Raw genomic sequence first — 16650 nt, forward strand, 5'->3', positions numbered from 1 at the left:
CTCATGAGACCGACGACGCCGCTTCCCGCCGCCCTCCGCGAGGGCGTGTTCACCCGGCGCGGGGCCGAGGCGCTGGGCGTGCCGCCGAAACGGCTGCGGGCGCAGGACGTCGCCCGGATCGGCCACGGGCTGTACCGCTGGAACGGCGGGACGCTGGACGACGGCAGGGCGGACGCCGTCGGGCTCCTCCCCCGGGCACCGCAGGAAGGGCCGCCCGGCCGACGCGTTCAGCCCGACGGCACCCTGCTTCGCATGCTGCGTCAGATCCAGGACGAGTACACCGGCTCCTGGTTCAGCCATACGACGGCGGCGCGGCTCCACGGACTGCAGCTGCCCGGCTGGGCCGGCGATGAATCAGTCGTCCATCTCAGCCGTCCGCAGATCTCGACGACGACGCGGCGTTCCCCGCAGCTGCGCTCCCATGCGGTGGTCGTCGAGCCCGGGGAGGTCGTCGACGTCGCCGGACTGCGGGTCTCCCGGCCGGGTCGGGTGTTCTTCGACCTGATGGGGGCCTTGCCGGAGCGGGAGCTCGTCGCCCTCGGGGACCAGCTGGTGCGACGGCCCCATGCCGAGCTGGAGGGACGGGACGAGCCGTGGGAGACGCCGTCGTCGCTGGCCACGCTGGTGGCCGCTCACCGCCGGACCAAGGGGATCGTGAAGGGACGCCGTGCGCTGGATCAGGTGCGCATCGGCGCGGACTCCCGACCGGAGACGCTGCTGCGTCTGGCGATCCTCGACGCCGGCCTCCCCGAGCCGCAGCTGCAGGTCAGACCCAGACCGGGCAGCCCGTGGTCGGGGGACCTCGGCTACGAGGACCGCCTGATCGTCCTGCAGTACGAGGGCGCCGGTCATTTCTCCGCGGCCCAGCAGGCCAGGGACCAGCGGCGGAACTTCGCCTTCGTGCAGGACGGCTGGACGGTGCTCCCGGTCAACGTCGAGGACCTGCGCGACGGGTTCCGCCGCGTCGTCGCCCGTCTGCTGCTCGCGTTCGACGGGTGATCGGGCCGGGACCGGGGCCCAGCACGTTGCTTCTGGAGTTCGGGCCTTAACCCCCGCCGAAGATGACGGGGTTAAGGCCCAAACTCCAGAGGCAACGCTGGCGTGGGCGACGCTAGCTGCTCAGCCCCGCCGCCGGGGCCGTGCGGGACAGCGTCCGCGCCGGGATCGCCGCGGCCAGCACGGCGGCGAGCAGCCCCAGCCCCCAGACGATGCCCAGCTCACCGAGCGGCACGTCCAGCTGCACCGCCAGCACGTCGGAGCTGACCAGCGAGGAGACTCCGGCCCAGCCGAAGAGCACGCCGAGGCCGGTGCCGAGCACCAGCGCGACGCCGGCCATCAGCAGCGCCTCGATCGAGACCATCGAGCCCACGCCGCCGCGGCTCATCCCCAGCGCGCGCAGCAGCGCGGCCTCCCGACGCCGCTCGATCACCGAGAGCGCCAGCGTGTTCGACACTCCGATCACCGCGACGACCACGGAGGCGGCCAGCAGCACCAGCACCACCAGCAGCACCGCCTGGATGCTCTGGGCGTTCGCGGCGCGCTGTCCGGCGCCGTCCAGCGCGACGCCGGAGGCGTCCGCGGCCTCGGCCTGCTCCTGGGGCCGGGGGCCGGAGGCCGTCTCCAGGCTCTGCTCCAGTGCCGAGGTCAGCCGCAGCACGTCGTCGACGCTGGCGTCGTCGTGGATCCGCAGCCAGGTCTGGCCGGACGACTCCTCCAGCGCCCAGCCGGCCTGTTCGGCGTCGGCGGCCGAGACCAGCACCGTCGACGGCGGCAGCCAGCCGGCACGCTCGGCGTCGAGGGAGACCTCCTGCCCGTCGACGACCGCCGCGGCCGAGGCGCTCTCGTCAGCCGGGGTCTCCGGGGAGAGGACGCCGTCGGGGGTGACGTAGGAGGAGGAGACCAGGGCCGTGCCCTCCTGCGGCGCGACGTCGTCGCGCCGGGAGATCTCCGCGATCACGTCCTGCGGGGCGACGAGGACCGTCGCCTCGGCCGTGCCGGTCTCGGTGCGCAGCGTCCCGGCCGCTCCGGGCACCGTCGCGGCGGCCTCCACCGCCTCGTCGGATGCGGCGGTCTGCCGCACGGCGGCGTCCGTCGAGACCACTGTGCCGTCGACGGGGGCGGACGCGGCGAGCTCGGCGGCGATCGACCGCTGGGCGGTGGCCGCGCCGACGATCATCGTGACCACCAGCGTGATGCCCACCAGCAGCGCCGACGTCGTCGTCGTGGTCCGTCCGGGCACCTGACGGGCGTTCTGCGCGACCAGCCGCGGCACCGTCGATCCGCCGGTCAGCCGGGAGACGGCTCGGCCGAGCAGCTGCACTGTCGCCGGCACCACCGCGCGGGAGGCCATCAGCAGACCGGTGAAGCCGATCAGCGCGCCGGCTACGCCGATCAGCGGCAGACCGACCAGCGCCGCGGCCACTGTGCCGGCCAGCCCCAGGACTGCGGCGACGGCTCCGACGACAGTCCGCCGCCGCGGAGCGCCGGACTCGGCGGAGGCCACATCGGCCGGCCGCAGCGCCTCCATCGGCGAGGTGCTCGAGGCGCGGCGCGCCGGGCCGACCGTCGCGACGACGGTGACCACGGTGCCGACGACGACGCCGGTGACCACGGCGGCCGCCGTCGGCGCCGGCGTCGCGAAGCTCTCCAGCCACAGCGCCCGGGCCGCGGCGCCCAGGCCGACGGCCGCGCACCAGCCCAGCAGCACGCCGGCCAGCGAGCCGGCCAGCCCCAGCACGGCGCCCTCGGCGATCGTGGCGCGCTTCAGCTGCGCGGCGGAGGCGCCGATCGCGCGCATCAGCGCCAGCGACTTCGCCCGCGAGGCGATGAGCACGCCGAAGGTGGTGGTGATGACCAGCGCGGCGACGAAGACCGCCACCGCGCCGAAGCCCAGCCCGATGGTCAGCAGGATGTTGCTGTCGCCGGTGCGCTCGGCGACCCAGGCGTCGACGATCTGCTCGTTGGTCAGCACCGTGACCTGATCGACCGCCAGGCCGCCTTCGACGGTCTCGTGGATCGAGGCTCCCTCCCCGACCAGCCCGGAGGCGGCGATCGCCTCCGCGACGCGCTCCTGCGCGGCGGCCTGGGCTCCGGCGTCGCCGTGGGCCTCGCCGGCGAGCACCACGCGGATGCTGTCCGGGCCGGCGATCGGAACCAGCCGATCCATACCGGATCCGGTGAGGAACATCCGCGCCTGCGCGGAGCTGCTCGCCTCCCTCACGCCGACGACGGTCCAGCTGACCTCCTCGGGCTCGGCGTCGGGGCCGGCGGCAGGATCGGCGGACGCCGCCGGGACCTCCACAGTGACCTCGTCGCCGACGCCGACGTCGTAGGACTCGGCCGTCGAAGACGGCAGCAGCGCCTCGTCCTCGCCCTGCGGCAGTCGTCCCTCGACGGTCTCGTGGTCGGCGTGCTCGGGCAGATCGCCCACGCTGATCATCCCCTCGCGGCCGGCGAAGTCGGCCGTGGCGAAGGCTCCGCGGATGCTCTGCGCCGAGGCGACGCCGTCGACGTCGGCGACCTGCTCCGCCACGTCGGCGGCGGCGGTCTCGCCGGCCTGCGGATCGGCGGTCCGTCCTCCCGCGTCGGCGGAGGCGGTGAGCGGCGCCGAGTCGATGACCAGGTCGGCGCCGGCGGCGTCGGCGCGGGCCTGGTCCTCCATCGTGCGGGTGAAGGAGTCGACCAGCAGCATGCAGGCGACCACGAAGGCCACCGCCACTGCGACGGCGGAGCCGGCGGCGACCAGGCGGCCGCCGCCGGAGCGGAGATTGGCGCGCAGCACGGGGTTCATCGCCCCACCTCCACCAGCGCGGCGGCGAGCGTCTCGGCGGACTGGCCCTCGAGGGCGTCGACGACGCGGCCGTCGTCCAGCAGCACGGTGCGGTCGGCGACGGCGGCGGCGCCCGGGTCGTGGGTGACCATGATGACGGTCTGGTCGAGCTCGTCGACGGCGGTGCGCAGCAGCTGCAGCACCTCGGCGCCGGTAGTGTGGTCCAGATTGCCGGTGGGCTCGTCGGCGAAGATCACCGCCGGACGGGTGACCAGCGCGCGGGCGACGGCGACGCGCTGCTGCTGGCCGCCGGAGAGCTCGAAGGGCCGGTGGCCGAGTCGGTCCCGCAGTCCGAGCCGGTCGACGACGGCGTCGAAGGTCTGCCGGTCAACGCGCGTGCGGCCGAGCTTCGCGGGCAGCAGGATGTTCTCCTCCGCGGTCATCGCCGGGACCAGGTTGTAGGCCTGGAAGATGAATCCGATGTGCGCGCGACGCTGCTCGGTCAGCCGCTTCTCGTCGAGCCCGGTGAGCTCGACGTCGCCGACGACGACGCGGCCGGCGTCGGGGCCGTCCAGGCCGGCGAGCACATGCATCAGCGTGGACTTGCCGGAGCCGGAGGGGCCCATGATCGCGGTGAACCGCGCCCGGGGGATCTCCAGACTGAGCTCGCGCAGCGGGCGGACGGCGGCGTCGCCGGCGCCGTAGGACTTGGACAGCCGCTCGGCGCGCACCGCGACGGCGGCGGCCGCGGGCGGGGCGGACGTGGTGGTCTCCGGGGAAGTCGTCATGCTGACGAGCCTATGGAGCTGGACGCCGCCTCCACATCGGCCGAGAGGACCGTCCTCGTCTCACCCTGCAGGATGAGGTCCCGGCCGGCCCTCCTCTCGGGGATGACCCCGCCCTCGAGGGGTGCCTCCGCCTTCGAGGGGTGACTCCGTGGCATGTGTGGGAATGCCCGCGCATTCCCACACATGCCACGGAGTCACCGTCCGGTGCCGGGCGGCGCTGAGCGGTCGACCAGTCCGGAGTCGTAGGCGAAGACCACCGCCTGCACGCGGTCGCGGACGCCGAGCTTGGCGAGCACATGGGCCACATGGGTCTTCACCGTGGCCTCGGAGAGGAACAGCCGCGCGGCGATCTCGCCGTTCGAGTCCCCGGTGGCCATCTCCACCAGGATCTCGCGCTCCCGGGAGGTGAGCGTCTCGAGCCTCGCCCGCTGCGCCGCGTCGGGCTCGCGGCTCCGGGCGCTGCGGGCATCGTCGAGCAGCGTCTGGTCGAGCAGCCGCCGGGTGGTGGTCGGGGCGATGACCGCGCCGCCGTCGACGGCGGTGCGGATGGAGTCCAGCAGCACCTCCGGCTGGACGTCCTTGAGCAGGAAGCCCGAGGCTCCGGCGCGCAGCGCCTCGACGGCATACTCGTCGGTGTCGAAGGTGGTCAGCACGATGACGGTGGGCGCGTCCGCCGTGCCCGGTCCGCCGTCTCCGGCGTCGTCGAGCAGCCGACGCGTGGTCTCCAGCCCGTCGAGCTCGGGCATGCGGATGTCCATCAGCACCACGTCCGGGCGGTGCTCGCCGACAGCCTCCAGCGCCTCGACGCCGGTGCCCGCCTGGGCGACCACGCGCATGTCCTGCTGCGAGTCGATCACCATGGCGAATCCGGCCCGCAGCAAGGCCTGGTCGTCGGCGAGCAGCACTGAGATCGGCGTCTCCATCGTCCCTCCCGGGTCGTCGGCATCCAGCAGTCGGCGTGAAACGTCCGTCGTGAAACATGGGCGACAGACGAGTCGGTGTCAGGCATTCCGCGTGAAACACTCAGCGTGAAACAGTCAGCGGCAGGCGGAGCACGACGTCGAAGCCGCCGGAATGCGCCCGCGTGGTGACCTCGCCTCCGTAGAGTCTGGCACGCTCATCCATGCCCAGCAGGCCGGAGCCGCGGCCGTCGCCGTCGGCGCCGGAGCCGACGCCGGTGTCGCTGATGCGCACCACCAGCTGGTCGCCCGGCGAGGCGGCTCCGCCGGGACGGTCCCCCTCCGGCGTGTCGACGGCCAGCGCGACATCAGCCTGGGCTCCCCCGCCGCCGTGCTTGAGCGTGTTGGTCAGCGCTTCCTGCACGATCCGGTGGACGGCCAGCCCGGCTCCCTCGGGCAACGACGGCGCCTGGTCCAGCCGCGCGTCGGCGGCCGTGCCCCAGCTGCTGCGCAGCGTGACCGGCAGCCCGGCGGCGCGCACATCGGCGACCAACCGCCGCAGATCGGCCAGCCCCGGGGTGGGCGCATAGTCGACGCCCTCGGCCTGGTCGCGCAGCACGCCCAGCATCCGGCGCATCTCGGTCAGCGCCTCGCGGCCGGTGCGACCGATGGTCTCGAAGGCCCCGGCGGCGGCCTGCGGATCCTGTCCGGCCACGTAGCGGCCGCCGTCGGCCTGAGCGATCATCACCGACATCGAGTGGCTGACCACGTCGTGCATCTCGCGGGCGATGCGCATCCGCTCGGCGTCGGCGGCGAGCCGGGCTTCCTGCTCCCGCTCGACCTCCAGCAGCTCGTTGCGCTCGGCGATGGCGGCGATCTCCCGACGACGCCGGCCTCCGAGGTCGCCGAGCAGCCAGCAGGCGAGCACGACGGCGGCGGCGAACCCGGTGATCATGAACACCGGCAGGAGGATCTCGAGGAGGTTGATGCCCCGCGGCGAGGTCAGCAGGTAGCCGCTCAGGAAGTAGAGGCCCAGCAGCAGCGCGCCGGCCAGGGCGATGATCAGATAGATGCGCGCGCTGCGCCGGGAGCCGAACTTCGCCGCCGAATACACCGCGATCGGCACGCTGATGCTCGACATCCCGGGGCCGACGAGGGTGAGCACCTGCAGCAGCGCCCCGACGGCGATGAGTCCGGCACAGGGGGCCGGGCGCATGCGGCGCAGGGCCAGCGGCAGCGTCGTGAGGAGTCCGAGCATCAGGACCAGGGGCCAGCCGGCAGGTTCGAACCCGCCGATGAACAGCGGCCTGAACCCGTCGTTCGCCGCGGAGCCGACGCTGAACAGGCCCAGCGGTCCGGCCAGCAGCCCCGTGTCGGCGATCCAGGGACGGCCTTCCAGGAAGCGCGAGACGCGCACGTGGAACGGCGTCCGGGCGGCGGCAGTGTCGGGCATGCCTCCCATTGTGCCTGTGCTCCCTCCCGATGAGTCCGTGGAAGGTGTGGGTATGCGCGCGCATACCCACACCTTCCACGGACTCATCGGGAGGGGGCCGGGTGGGACAGGTCCTCGACGGCGATCCAGTCCTCGCGCTCCTCGTGGTCCTCCAGCAGTCGACGCCGCACCGCCGCCTCCTCGTCGAGACCTTCGGGCAGTCGAGTGTCGGCCGCGTCGTAGAGCGGCAGCACCTGCTCGTCGCCGCCGGAGACGATCGCCCGGATGCTCTCGACGGCGTGGGTGTCCTCGTCGAGCACGCCGCTGTGGGCGGCGAAGGGCCCCTCCGCAGAGACGAGCCGCGGCTCGTCGCCGTCGTCGAGCACCGTCCGGTCCGCCGCCCCGGGCTCCAGCTCGATCGCCTCGAGTCCCTCCATGGGGTCCTGCCAGGGCACGGCGGCGCGACCGTGAGCACCCTGCCAGCCGAGCAGCTCGCGGACGGGGTCGACGGCGTCGTCGCGCGCCTCGACCATGAACACCTCCGTCGACGGGTCGGCGAGGTCCTCCGGCGAGGAGACGCCCTTCCCCGGCCCCGAAGGAGCGATGTAGATCAGCGCGTCGGCGGTCAGCCCGTGGTCCTGGTGGGCGGCGCGGCCCATATAGGCGGTCCCGGCGCTGTGCGCGCTGACCGTCGAGCGCGTCGCTTCGCCGACCTCCAGCTCCAGGGCGTGGTCGAAGGCCGCGAGGTTCCGCGCCCCGCGCTCGATCTCCTCCTCGAGGGCGAAGCTCGGGTCGAGTCCGTCGATGTTGTCGATGAGCTGCTGCGGCAGCTGGGCGCCCTGCCAGGAGACGCGGACAGTGCCCGGCTCCGCGGCGCCGCCGAGCGCCTCGACGCGGTCGACCTGCTGGTCCAGGCCGCTCGGATCGGTCCCGGTGCCGGGCACGTGGATCAGCGTGCGCTCGGTCTCCGCCGTCGGCGTGCCGTCCATGACGACGATCTCACCGCGCCCGCGGGCGGAGAGGTGGACGACGGACGTGCCCGCGGCGATCTGCCGGGCGGCCTGATCGAGCCCGGCGCGCAGCGTCCGGCGCCGCTCGTCGTCCGCTGTTCCCCATCCGGCCTCCTGGTCCGGCGACGCATCCCGCCGCAGCCGATGCCGCATCGCCGCGACCCGCACGGCATTGGCCCGAGCACGCATCGCCAGCGGGATGCCGTTGAGGTTGCCGAACTCCGCCGGATAGGCCACCACGAGCCGTCGGCGCTCCTCGCCGTCCAGCCGGAGGAACGCCTCACGGATGGCCTGCATCCCCGCCTCGGTGCGATGGTCATGGGTCGCCATGACCTCGCGCATCCGCCGGGCGGCGTCTCCCGGCAGCGCGAACTGCGCGTCGAGGCGCCGATCGGCGAGCGCCGCGGCCGCGGCGGCGGCCTCCTCGTCGTCCAGCCGCTCGAGGATCGCCTCCTGATCGTCGCCGGCCAGGTCGTCGACGAGGTCGTCGGCCGCGGCGCCGTCCCCGGAAGGGGTGCGCGCCGATCCGGACCCGAGCGCCGCCTCGTCGGCGACGTCCAGGGACCCGACGCCTTCGGAGCCGACACCATCGGAACCGATCCCCTCGGCGCCGGCCGCCCGTCCGATCGCGGCGAGCTGGTCGACGACGCTCTGCTGGGCCTGCTCCCAGGCCTCGCGCAGCTCGACGACGGCGGCGTTGAACTCGGCCACACGCAGCCGCCGCCCCCAGGTCTCGCTCCAGGTCTCGCCCCAAGTCTCGGCCCAGGAGTCGCCGGCCTCGATCTCTGCGGCGGCGCGCAGCACCTCCGCCCGGGCGGCCGTCAGCTCCTCCGCCTGCGCCTGCAGCTGACGCGCCTGCTGCGCGAAGGCCTCCACGACCGCCCCGGCCTCGACCATGGTCGTCGACCAGGAGCCGGCCCGCGGGGTCAGCGGGTCCATGGCCCGGTGGACGACGGTGTTCGTGCTCGGTTCGTCGTAGCTCGCGGCCAGTCGGGCCCAGCGCCCGGCGGCCTCGTCGACCGCCGTCTGCACGGACCCCGCCGCCGCGGCCATGGCCGCGGCCTCCGTGCCGAGCGGCTCCCAGGAACCGGAGATCTGCGGCGGCGCGGCGACCTCAGGCGTGGCGGCGAACACTGACGACAGGCCGAGACTCATGCCCGGCCCCCGCCGAACCCCGGCCTGACCTGCCGTGCAGCCGCATCCGCCGCCTGCTGCGCCGTCGCGGCCATCGCCTCGTCGCCGGCGACGACGGCATCCAGCGCCGATTCCACGGCGTTCCGGCGTCTCTCCACCTCGGCCAGCACGGCCGCGCCCTCCGGCGGCACCCGCAGCAGGAACCCGACGAAGGCCGAAGCCGCCGTCGTCGCCGTGCCGAAGCATCGAGAGGCCTCGACGCCGGCCGCCTCGCTCCGGTCGTACGCTCTCCGTCCGGCCTCGCCGGCCCGCGCCACTTCACCGACAGTGTCATAGGCCGAGATGTCCATGTCATACCGCACCATGGCCGCCCCTCCCCGCTGGTCTGATCCGCCTCGATGCGGCACAGACTACGCAGAGCGGATCCTCCTCGCAGGAGGATCGACGGTCCTGTGGAGAGAGCAGGGATCAAGCCCTGTGCAGGCTGACGACCCTGTGCAGGAGTGCGAGGCTGTGCAGGAATCGGACCCTGTGCAGGACCGCGTCTCGGCTCAGTCGGCGAGGGCCCGACGCTGCGCCGCCCTGGTCCGGGCGGCGCCTCACCTCACCGCTGCGGCCAGACCGAGCGCACCGCCATGACCTCGGCGAGCGCCTCGGCGTCGTCGGTCATCAGCCCGTCGACGCCCAGATCCAGCAGCCGGTGCATCCGGGCCGGATCATCGACCACCCACACGTGGACCTGCAGCCCGGCGCGGTGACAGCGGCGGATGAACGCCGGCTTGACCACGCGGATCGGCCCCTGGGAGACCGGCACCTGCACGCAGTCGACGGTCGCCGCCCGCTCCTGCACCCAGTGCATCAGTCCCAGCGGCCCCAGCAGCACGATCAGCGCAGTGGAGAGCCACCCGCCCGACGTCGCCACGGACCGCGTCAGCCGACGGGCCACGCGGTGCCGGCGGGCGTCGTTGAAGCTGGCGGCCAGCACCCGGTCATGGGCCTGATGCTCCTCGACCAGCCGGGCGAACTCGTCGACGGCCTCGGCGTCCTTGAGGTCCACGTTGAGGTGGACGTCGTCCCAGGTGGTCAGCAGGTCCTCGAAGCGCACCAGCGGCTCGCGGTCGGGCCCGACGCCGAGCGCGGCCAGCTGCTCCCAGGTGTGCTCGCTCAGCGCGCCGACGCCGTCGGTCGCCCGCTCCAGCGTCTCGTCGTGGAAGACCACCAGCGTGCCGCAGGCGGCGGTGCGCACATCGATCTCCAGGTAGCGGAACCCCAGCTCGACGGCGCGCCGGAAGGCGGCCATGGTGTTCTCCCGCCGCGGATCGGCGCCGCGATGGGCGAAGGCCAGCGGCCTGCCGTGCAGCGGCCCCGGCTGGCTGTTCAGCAGATACGGGACGGGCGGATGCTCAGGCCGACGTCGCGCCATGCCTCCGCCGCCCCGTCTCCCCCGCTCCGGCCAGGTTCTCGCAGTCGACGCGGCAGGCGTCGGAGCAGCCCTCGCCGCCGGCGAGCAGGTCCTCCAGCACTTCGGCGACGCCGTCGTCGTCGCAGGTGCCGGCCAGATGACCGGCGGCGTCGCGGGCGAGCGGATGGGCCGAGCCCACCGCCCAGGAGGTTCCGGCCCATTCGAGCATCGCGACGTCGTTGGGCATGTCGCCGAAGGCGATGACCTCCTCCCGGGCGACGGCGGCCTCGTCGGCCATCCGGCGCAGCGCCGAGGCCTTGTCCACGCCGGGGGCGGAGAGCTCCAGCAGGCTGACTCCGGGGGCGGAATGGGTGACGGTGACCAGGTGCCCGACATGGTCGCGGACAGTCTCCAGGAAGGCGTCCGGATCCATGGCGGTGGTCTTGACCAGCAGCTTCACCACGCGGTCGGCGGGCCGTCCGGCGGCGGAGCCGGAGGCGACGCCGGCGTCGTGCCGGCCGAGCGTCTCGTCCAGCGGGCCCAGGTGCAGCATGTCGGAGGTGACCCCGGCGGCGCGCAGCCGGTCCTCCTCGAAGAACAGGGAGTCCTGGGTGAAGCCCTCCTCCAGGTGGAAGGCCTCCAGGGTCTCGGCGGAGAAGGCGGCCTCGGGGTCGAGCTCCAGCAGCCGGTCCTTGACCTCGAAGAGCGCCGAGGGGCTCAGCGGGTCCTGGCGCAGGAGCCGGTCCTGGGCGAGGTCGTAGACCACGGCACCGTTGGAGCAGATCACCGTGCCGAGGTCGCCGAGGGCGTCGGCGACCGGACGGATCCAGCGCACCGGCCGGCCGGTCACCAGCACCACGCGCACCCCGGAGGCCGCGGCGGCGCGGAAGGCGGCGACAGTGCGCTCGGTGACGCGCCCGCCGTGGGTGTCGGCGTAGCTGAGGATGGTGCCGTCGATGTCGCTGGCGATCAGCCGCGTGCGGTCGAGCCGGCCGCCGGCCGGACGGATCGTCTCGGTCATCCGTCGACCTGCTCCGGGGCGACGGCGACGTCGGCGGCCTCCAGCGCGGCGTCGAGCTCCTCGGCGGTGGGCGGCTGGGCACCGACGCGCGAGGAGGTGATCGCCGCGGCCTGGGCGGCGGCGGCCAGGACCTCCTCGACCTGCTCGCGGGGGATCATGCGCAGCTGCTCGCGGCGGGCGGCGCCGAGCAGGCCCAGGCGCCGCAGCATCGACAGCGTCGCGGCCATGAAGGAGTCGCCGGCGCCGACGGTGTCGGCGACCTCGATCGGCACCGCCGGCTGGTCGACGGCGCCGGAGCCGGCCAGCGCCATCGCCCCGGAGGCGCCGCGGGTGATGACCACCAGCGCCGGGCCCATCTCGAGCCAGGCGCGCATGGTGTCCTCATGGCTGCGCTCGGGGTAGAGCAGGTCGAGGTCGTCGGTGGAGGCCTGGACGACGTCGGCCAGGCCGATGAAGACTTCGGCCTGCTCCCGGGCGGCGTCGCGGTCCGGGATGATCGAGGGCCGGTAGTTGGGGTCGTAGCTGATCGTCGCGTGCTCGCGGGTGTCGCGGATCAGCTGCTTCACCGTCTCCGCGCCGGGCTGCAGCATCGCGCCGATCGAGCCGGTGTGCAGCAGCTCCACAGGCGGCTGCACGCCGGGGTGGGCCTGCTCGGCGAGCCGGCGGCAGGCGGCCTCCAGCTCCTCGGCCGACGGCAGAGTCCAGTCGAGGGTGAACTCGTAGCTGGCCTGACCGGTCGGGTCCAGCGTCGCCTCGGCCACCGAGGTGGGCTGCGAATCCGGCTCGAGCACCGAGGTGATCCCCTGGGCGCGCAGGCTGCGCGAGATCATCCGGCCGTGCTCGTCCTCGCCGTGGCGGCCGACGAAGAGCACCTCATGCTCCAGGCGCGCGAGCCCGACGGCGACGTTGAAGGGACTGCCCCCGACATGCGCCTTCGGGGCGGACGTCTCCGACTGGACGACGTCCACCAGACATTCGCCGATGACTGTCAGGTATGCGCTCACCCCTCCAAACTACCGCAGTCGGCCGACGTTGCGGAGCGGATCCGCCGGTATCGCTCGCTGTGCCGGAGCCACTGCGCCGGCACGACGGCGGCACGACGGCGGCAGCAGGGCCTGATCAGCCGGCCGACGCCGCCTCCGGGGCGGCGTCCGACGTCGACCCCAGCACTGCGTCGATCAGCCCGGGGAAGCGCGCGTCGAGATCCTCGCGCCGCAGCGTGCTGCGGATCGCGGTGCCGGCGCGGCGCTGCCGGATCACGCCGGCCTCGCGCAGCACCCGGAAGTGGTGGGTGGAGGTGGACTTCGAGACCGGCAGGTCGAAGGCCAGGCAGGCCTGGTCCTCGTGCCCGGCGGCGAGCTGGGCGACGATCGTCCGGCGCACCGGATCGGCGAGCGCGGCGAGCACCGCGTCCAGGCTGAGCTCGCCCGTCGCGGGGTGCTCCAGCGTGCGCATCATGCCCTCCCTCACCTCTGTGTCGACTGTGTCGTCCTCGGCGACGGGAATCCCGCCTCGGTTGTATGGTGATCATCGTAGTACGAGAGTCATCGTACGATCATCGCTCAGGCGCCCGGACGCTCCGCCGACCGCCCGACGCCCCGGTTCAGGAAGGACTTCCCCATGACCCGTGCCGTCTTCGATCCGATCACCCTGCGCGGCCTCGAGATCCGCAACCGCCTGTGGATCCCGCCGATGTGCCAGTACGCCGTCGACGCCCAGGACGGCGTCCCCACCGACTGGCACCTGATGCACCTGGGCTCGCTGGCCCGCGGCGGCGCCGGCGTCGTCACCGTCGAGGCCACCGGCGTCACCCCGGAGGGCCGCATCAGCCCGCAGGACCTGGGCCTGTGGAACGACGCGCAGCGCGACGCGCTCTCGCGCATCACCGACCTGATCCACGCCCAGGGCGCGCAGGCCGCGATCCAGCTGGCCCACGCCGGCCGCAAGGCCTCCACCTGGCGCGCCTGGGGCCCGCGCCCCGGCGGCAACGTCCCCGCCGAGCACGGCGGATGGCAGTCTGTTGGCCCCTCGGAGATCCCCTTCGACGGACTCGAGGCCCCTGAGGCGCTGGACGCCGCCGGCATCGACGCCGTCGTCGCGGGCTTCGTCGCCGCGGCCCGCCGCGCCGTCGACGCCGGCTTCGACCTGCTGGAGCTCCACGGCGCCCACGGTTACCTGCTCCACGAGTTCCTCTCGCCGCTGTCCAACGACCGCACCGACGAGTACGGCGGCTCGCTGGAGAACCGCGCGCGGCTGCTGCTGCGGGTGGTCGACGCGGTCCGCGCCGAAGTGGGCGAGGCGGTGCCGATGATCGTGCGGCTCTCGGCCACCGACTGGGCCGAGGGCGGGTGGGACCTGCCGCAGACCGAGACGCTCTCCTCCTGGCTCGGCGCGCACGGCGTGGATCTGATCTCGATCTCCTCGGGCGGCAACGTCGCCGACGTGCAGATCCCCGTCGGCCCCGGCTACCAGCTGCCCTTCGCGAGCGCGGTGCGCCGCAGCTCCGGGCTGCCGGTGGCCGCCGTCGGCATGATCGACGACCCGTTCCAGGCCGAACAGATCGTCGCGCTGGACCAGGCCGACGTCGTGCTGGTGGGCCGCGAGTCGCTGCGCGACCCGAACTTCCCGATCCGCACCGCCGACGCGCTGCGCTACGACATGCCCTATAAGCCGGGCCCGTACGAGCGCGCCTACCGCTGAGGACGAGACCGGAGCTCAGCGGGCCGCCGACGGCTCCGGCGCCGACGGCGCGGGTCCGGCGGCCTTGACCTGGTGGTAGCCGCCCACCAGGTTGCGCAGCGGGGCCTCGGGAGTGCGGTGGCGGATGATCTCCATCGCCTGCCGCGAGCGCACGCCCATCTTGCAGTAGACGACCACCGGCCGCTCCTCGGTCGCCTCCTCCAGCCCGGGGATCTCGGCGCCGTCGTGGGCGATGGACTCCAGCGGGACGTTCACCGCGCCCTCGACATGGCCCATGGCGTACTCCCAGGGCTGGCGGACGTCGACCACTGAGGCCAGCCGGCCGGCGTCGGCGTCGCGCTCCAGCTGGCGGACGCCGACGTCGTCGGGCTCGTAGGGGGTGCCGGTGTAGGGGTTGATCTCGCCGACCACCGGGATCAGCGCCGGGTCCTCCGGGTCGGGGCTCTCGGCCGCGTCAGCGTCGGCCGAGTCCTCCCGCGCGCCGTCCGCCGCGCAGGCCGCGGCACCCTCCGGATCGAAGCCGCCCAGCCCGACGACGTCGGCGCCGATCGTGGTCACCGGCTCGCGGTCCGGGTCCGGGCGCAGCGCGATCTCGCGGAAACCGGCCTGCAGCGCGTCGTAGGTCAGCACCCGGCCCAGCAGCGAGCGGCCGACGCCGGCGAGGAACTTGATCGCCTCGGTGGCCATCAGCGTGCCGATCACTCCGGGCAGCACGCCCAGCACGCCGGCCTCGGCGCAGGTCGGGACCTCGGCGGGGTCCGGGGCCTCCGGGTAGAGGTCGCGGTAGGTCGGGCCGCGTCCGCCCTCGGGCTGGTGGGCGGCGTCGGGGGCGGACCAGAACAGCGAGACCTGCCCGTCGAAGCGCAGGATGGAGCCGGAGATCAGCGGCTTGTCGGTGATCTCGCAGGCGTCGGAGACCACGTAGCGGGTGGCGAAGTTGTCCGAGCCGTCGATGACCAGATCCACCGGCTCGACCAGCTCCCGCGCGTTCTGCGGACCGATCGGCTCGCGGTGCTCGTGCACCACGATCTCCGGGTGCAGTCCGCGCATCACCTCGGCGGCCGAGGCGGTCTTGGCCTCGCCGACGCCGTCCTCGGAATGGATGACCTGCCGGTGCAGGTTGGAGCGGTCGACGACGTCGTGGTCGACCAGATCCACAGTGCCCACTCCGGCGGCGGCCAGATAGGTCAGGATCGGGGCGCCGAGGCCGCCGGCGCCGACGACGAGCACGCGGGCGTCGAGCAGCTTCAGCTGCGCCTCCGGGCCGAAGCCGGCCAGCGAGAGGTGGCGCTGGAAGCGCTCGAGCTGAGTGGTCGACAGCTGGGACAGATCGGTCATGTGCGGTCCTCGATCGAAGCGATGCGGCCCTCCATGGCGGAGGAGGCCTGGGCGTGGCGCCGGCGCGGGATGCGGCCGGCCTCGGCGGAGAGGTGTCCGGCGGAGACGGCCAGGCGCATCGCCCGGGCCATCGCGTCGGGGTTCTGCGCGCGGGTGACCGCCGAGGCGACCAGCACCGCGTCGCAGCCGAGCTCCATCGCCTGCGCGGCCTCGGAGGCGGCGCCGACGCCGGCGTCGAGGACGACCGGCACCTGCGCGCGGGAGGCGATGAGCTCGATGTTGTGCGGGTTCAGGATCCCCAGCCCGGTGCCGATGGGCGAGCCCAGCGGCATCACCGCGGCCGCGCCGGCCTGCTCCATCCGCACGGCGGCGGCCGGGTCGTCGCTGGTGTAGACCATCGGGGTGAAGCCGCGGTCTGCCAGCTGCTCGGTGGCCTCCAGCGTCTCGACGACGTCGGGCAGCAGGGTGTGCTCGTCGGCGATGACCTCGACCTTGATGAGGTTCGTCTCCAGGGCTTCGCGGGCGAGCTCGGCGGTGAGCACCGTGTCCTTGACGGTGTAGCAGCCGGCGGTGTTGGGCAGCACGTCGATGCCCAGCCGCTCGAGCAGCGAGAACACGCTGGTCTTGGTCTCCGGGCTGTAGCGGCGCATCGCCACAGTGGTCAGCGTGGTGCCCGAGGCGATCAGCGCCTGCTCCAGCGCGGCCAGGTCGGTGATGCCGCCGGTGCCCATGATCAGCCGGTTCTCCAGCGTGTAGTCGCCGACCGCCAGCGGCGCGGGGGCGACGTCGTCGCGGTGGTGGACGCCGCGGCCGCCGGCCGGAGCCGGCGTCGTCGGCTGCTCGGCGAGGTGCTCGGCGGGGCGCTCCGCCGGGCGCGGGGTGTCGGAGGTGAGTGTGGTCATCGCAGGAGTCCTCTCAGCCGCCCTGGACGGCGGTGACGATCTCCACCTGCTCGCCGTGGGCGAGCTCGGTGCCGGCCCAGGCGCTGCGCGGCACGACGGCGGCGTTGATGGCCACGGCGACGCCGAGGCGGCGGCCGTCGACCGGAGTGCCGTCGGTGTTCAGCTCGCGCCCGGTGGTGCGGGCGACGGCGTCGACGACGGTCGCGCCGTCGGGAAGCTTGGTGTCCTCGTCGTTGATGGTCACGGTGGGCATGA

15 protein-coding genes are annotated in these 16650 nt (G+C 73.7%); 2 read left to right on the forward strand and 13 right to left on the reverse strand.

Annotation, left to right across the window (positions count from 1 at the left end):
* The first annotated feature begins 3 nt into the window (after positions 1–3).
* Positions 4–999, forward strand: a complete 996-nt coding sequence (locus tag ABD652_RS03855; protein WP_344718369.1) for a type IV toxin-antitoxin system AbiEi family antitoxin domain-containing protein — start codon at positions 4–6, stop codon at positions 997–999.
* A 112-nt stretch (positions 1000–1111) separates the two neighbouring features.
* Here ABD652_RS03855 and ABD652_RS03860 read toward each other — a convergent pair whose 3' ends face one another.
* The 10 genes from ABD652_RS03860 to ABD652_RS03905 form a co-directional block, all read right to left on the reverse strand.
* On the reverse strand, positions 1112–3790 hold the full coding sequence (locus tag ABD652_RS03860) for an ABC transporter permease (protein WP_344718371.1): 2679 nt from the start codon (positions 3788–3790) through the stop codon (positions 1112–1114).
* Positions 3787–4557, reverse strand: coding sequence for an ABC transporter ATP-binding protein (locus ABD652_RS03865; RefSeq protein WP_344718373.1), 771 nt, complete (start codon positions 4555–4557; stop codon positions 3787–3789). Before ABD652_RS03865 ends, ABD652_RS03860 begins: the two co-directional genes overlap by 4 nt.
* Positions 4558–4751: 194 nt before the next feature.
* Complete coding sequence (locus tag ABD652_RS03870; protein WP_344718374.1) at positions 4752–5480, reverse strand: response regulator; 729 nt, start codon at positions 5478–5480, stop codon at positions 4752–4754.
* Positions 5481–5580: 100 nt separating this feature from the next.
* A complete protein-coding gene (locus ABD652_RS03875; RefSeq protein ID WP_344718376.1) occupies positions 5581–6909 on the reverse strand; it encodes a sensor histidine kinase in 1329 nt (442 codons plus the stop codon).
* Between the two features lie 83 nt (positions 6910–6992).
* Complete coding sequence (locus tag ABD652_RS03880; RefSeq protein ID WP_344718378.1) at positions 6993–9053, reverse strand: alpha/beta hydrolase; 2061 nt, start codon at positions 9051–9053, stop codon at positions 6993–6995.
* A complete protein-coding gene (locus ABD652_RS03885; RefSeq protein ID WP_344718380.1) occupies positions 9050–9397 on the reverse strand; it encodes a hypothetical protein in 348 nt (115 codons plus the stop codon). Before ABD652_RS03885 ends, ABD652_RS03880 begins: the two co-directional genes overlap by 4 nt.
* A gap of 239 nt (positions 9398–9636) precedes the next feature.
* Positions 9637–10455, reverse strand: coding sequence for a glycerophosphodiester phosphodiesterase family protein (locus ABD652_RS03890; protein ID WP_344718382.1), 819 nt, complete (start codon positions 10453–10455; stop codon positions 9637–9639).
* The gene (locus tag ABD652_RS03895; RefSeq protein ID WP_344718384.1) at positions 10436–11455 is read right to left on the reverse strand and encodes an HAD family hydrolase; all 1020 of its coding nucleotides are present in this window, start codon (positions 11453–11455) and stop codon (positions 10436–10438) included. The genes ABD652_RS03890 and ABD652_RS03895 overlap by 20 nt, the downstream gene beginning before the upstream one ends.
* On the reverse strand, positions 11452–12459 hold the full coding sequence (locus ABD652_RS03900) for a carbohydrate kinase family protein (RefSeq protein ID WP_344718386.1): 1008 nt from the start codon (positions 12457–12459) through the stop codon (positions 11452–11454). The genes ABD652_RS03895 and ABD652_RS03900 overlap by 4 nt, the downstream gene beginning before the upstream one ends.
* 115 nt (positions 12460–12574) lie before the next feature.
* Entirely contained in the window at positions 12575–12913 is a 339-nt protein-coding gene (locus tag ABD652_RS03905) for an ArsR/SmtB family transcription factor (RefSeq protein WP_344718388.1), read from the reverse strand.
* Positions 12914–13075: 162 nt separating this feature from the next.
* On the opposite strand from ABD652_RS03905, the gene ABD652_RS03910 reads away from it, so the two are divergent.
* Complete coding sequence (locus ABD652_RS03910) at positions 13076–14155, forward strand: NADH:flavin oxidoreductase/NADH oxidase (protein WP_344718390.1); 1080 nt, start codon at positions 13076–13078, stop codon at positions 14153–14155.
* A gap of 15 nt (positions 14156–14170) precedes the next feature.
* Here the strand turns inward: ABD652_RS03910 and moeB are convergent, their stop codons facing one another.
* Genes moeB through thiS form a run of 3 tightly spaced genes read right to left on the reverse strand, consistent with a single transcriptional unit; the run spans position 14171 to position 16648 of the window.
* A complete protein-coding gene (moeB, locus tag ABD652_RS03915) occupies positions 14171–15493 on the reverse strand; it encodes a molybdopterin-synthase adenylyltransferase MoeB (RefSeq protein WP_344718392.1) in 1323 nt (440 codons plus the stop codon).
* Positions 15490–16395 carry a thiazole synthase gene (locus ABD652_RS03920; RefSeq protein WP_344718394.1) on the reverse strand — a complete coding sequence of 302 codons (906 nt, stop codon included), beginning with the start codon at positions 16393–16395 and terminating at the stop codon, positions 15490–15492. Before ABD652_RS03920 ends, moeB begins: the two co-directional genes overlap by 4 nt.
* A gap of 13 nt (positions 16396–16408) precedes the next feature.
* Entirely contained in the window at positions 16409–16648 is a 240-nt protein-coding gene (gene thiS, locus ABD652_RS03925) for a sulfur carrier protein ThiS (RefSeq protein WP_344718396.1), read from the reverse strand.
* Positions 16649–16650: the final 2 nt, after the last annotated feature.

Origin of the sequence: Nesterenkonia halobia (assembly GCF_039536005.1) — a bacterium.
Classification (GTDB): Bacteria; Actinomycetota; Actinomycetes; order Actinomycetales; family Micrococcaceae; genus Nesterenkonia; species Nesterenkonia halobia.